The following is a 2,468-nucleotide window of genomic DNA, read 5'->3' as shown; positions in this document are numbered from 1 at the left end:
CCCGCAGACAACGGCGCAGCCGGCGCCGCGCCGATCGATCCCGTGCGCGTTGACCTGGTGGGCGGCGAGCCCACCTCCCTCGCCGGCAACGACGCGCCCACCACCTTCGGCGGTTCCTTGGCGCCCCGCCCGCAGGGCCTGGCCCCCTCATGGAGCTTCAACCAGACGGTGCTGCTGCGCAAGCAGCGGCGCGGCTCCTCGGTGATGATCTGGGCTGGCATCGGCACCACCGCCGTGCTGGGCCTCTGGGCCATCACCGCCCCCCTGGCCGAAACCGTTGCCGTGGAGGGCAAGCTCGAGCCAGGCAATGCCACCCGCCGCATCGATGCTCCCGTGCCCGGCGTGGTCGAGGAAGTGCTCGTGCAGGAGGGGCAGCAGGTGAGCCAGGGCCAGCCCCTGGTGCGCTTCGACCTGCGCGAACCCCGCAGCAAACTGGCCGCCGCCGAGAGCATCCGCGAACGCCNTGSTSMASGMSARCYWGANSGCNSGSMKCCASCCNNGSCGMMGCCNGCYGCCACGGCCGCCCTCACCGCCCTCCTCGGCCACGAACTGGCCGATCGGCATCTGGCGGAGGAGGTCCAAAGGCAGGAGGCTCAGCGGCCGCGATTCTGCTGGCGCAGCTGATCGCGCTCGGCGTCGCGCTGCTGCTTGCCACGCCAGAACAGCTTGATCGGCGTGCCCTCGAAGCCCAGGCCCTCACGGATCTGGCGCTCCACGTAGCGGCGGTAGGTGTCGCCGAACAGCTTGGGCTCGTTCACGAACAGGGTGAAGCTGGGCGGCCGCACCGCCACCTGGGTGCCGTAGTAGAGCCGGCCCTGGCGGCCGCCGCGGCTGGTGGGCGGCGAGCGCCAGCTCAGGGCCTCGGTGAGCACCTCGTTCACCACCGAGGTGGTGACGCGGCGGCGGTGCTGCTCCACCGCCAGCAGGGCGAGCGGAAAGATCGCCTGCACCCGCTGGCCGCTGAGGGCCGAGGTGAACAGCATCGGCGCCCAGTCGAGGAAGTAGAGCTTGGCCCGGAGCTCGCGCTCCATCGCCGGCATGGTGTGGCTGTCCTTCTCGATGGCATCCCACTTGTTCACCACCACCACGCAGGCGCGGCCGTCCTCCTCGATGCGGCCCGCCAGGCGCTGGTCCTGCTCGGTGACGCCATCGAGGGCATCGATCACCAGCACGCACACGTCGCTGCGCTCGATCGCCTTGAAACTGCGGTTGATGCCGAAGTATTCGGGGCCGTAGCTCACCGAGCGGCGGCGACGGATGCCGGCGGTGTCGAGCAGCTTCCAGCTCTTGCCCTCCCGCTCGATCGTGGTGTCGATCGTGTCGCGGGTGGTGCCGCGGATCGGGCTCACGATCGCCCGGTTTTCGCCGCACACGGCGTTCAGCAGGCTGGACTTGCCCACATTGGGGCGGCCGATGATCGCCAGCTGGATCGGCTCCTCGCTCTCCACCTGCTCGGTGGGGGGCAGGTGGCCGATCACGGCGTCGAGCAGGTCCCCGGTGCCGGCGCCGTGGATGGCCGAGATCGGATGGGGTTCGCCCAGGCCAAGCCCCCAGAAGTCCGCCGCCATCGCCAGGCCGGCATCGGGCGACTCGCACTTGTTCACCGCCAGCAGCACCGGCACCCCCTGGCCCCGCAGCCACTCGGCGATCGACTGGTCGGCGCCGGTGCAGCCCTGCTGGCCATCCACGATCACCAGGGCCACGGCCGCCTCGGCCAGGGCCAGGTTGGCCTGCTCGCGGATCTCGGGCAGGAATTCACTGTCGTCATCGAACACCAGGCCGCCGGTGTCCACCACCCGGAAGCTGCGGTCGCCCCAGAAGCCCTCCTGGTAGGTGCGGTCCCGCGTCACGCCCGGCTGGTCGTGCACGATCGCCTCGCGGCTGCGGCAGAGCCGGTTCACCAGGGTGGATTTGCCCACGTTGGGGCGGCCGATGATGGCGACGACCGGTAAGGCCAAGAGTTTTATCGCAACGACTGTCCTGCCTTGACAGTACAGATGGGTCGGCAGGGCGCTCAGGAGATCGGCGGGTCGCCGGGGTGGCCGCGCACCGGATCGGCGGGGGCGTCCAGCAGCGGCGGCAGCGGCCCCAGCTCCGGCAGCGGTTCGCCGCGCTCGGCCAGCTGGGCCAGCAGCCAGGTCACCGCCGTGGCCCGGCGGGTGCGGCGCGGGTAGAGCTCGCCGATGCGGTAGCCGCCGAAGCCCAGTTGCTGCTTGAGCAGCTGCTTGTGGGGCTTGGCGATCGAGCGGGTGAGCCGAACGCTGGCGGGGCGCTCGGCGATCAGCTGCGGGGCGAGGGGGAACGACTCCCGCCAGTCCGCCCCCGTGGCCGGCCCCGCGCTCCAGGTGCCGGAGCCATCGGGGCCATACCCCAGGCGCGGCCAGATCAGCTCACACACGAAGCGATCGCTGAGGCGGTCGGCCAGCACCGCCTCCAGCAGCGCCCGGCTGAGGGGGTAGGCCTCGGCC

The 2,468-nt window shown here is 71.5% G+C and carries 2 protein-coding genes and 1 pseudogene; 1 reads left to right on the top strand and 2 read right to left on the bottom strand.

What is annotated here, in order from left to right:
• A pseudogene (locus IQ216_RS13320) lies at positions 1 to 624 on the top strand (biotin/lipoyl-binding protein); the annotation flags it as partial.
• Here the strand turns inward: IQ216_RS13320 and der are convergent.
• Both der and IQ216_RS13310 read right to left on the bottom strand, forming a co-directional pair.
• The gene (gene der / locus IQ216_RS13315; protein ID WP_186697133.1) at positions 594 to 1,958 is read right to left on the bottom strand and encodes a ribosome biogenesis GTPase Der; all 1,365 of its coding nucleotides are present in this window, start codon (positions 1,956 to 1,958) and stop codon (positions 594 to 596) included. The pseudogene IQ216_RS13320 and the gene der sit on opposite strands and share 31 nt — an antisense overlap.
• 56 nt (positions 1,959 to 2,014) lie before the next feature.
• A partial coding sequence (locus IQ216_RS13310) for a DUF1823 family protein (protein ID WP_228007520.1) occupies positions 2,015 to 2,468 on the bottom strand: 454 nt, incomplete at its 5' end.

The sequence above is a fragment of the Cyanobium sp. LEGE 06143 genome (genome assembly GCF_015207535.1).
GTDB lineage: Bacteria > Cyanobacteriota > Cyanobacteriia > PCC-6307 > Cyanobiaceae > NIES-981.
Note: the sequence above shows the minus strand (reverse complement) of the source record. Positions and strands in the feature narration are given on the sequence as shown.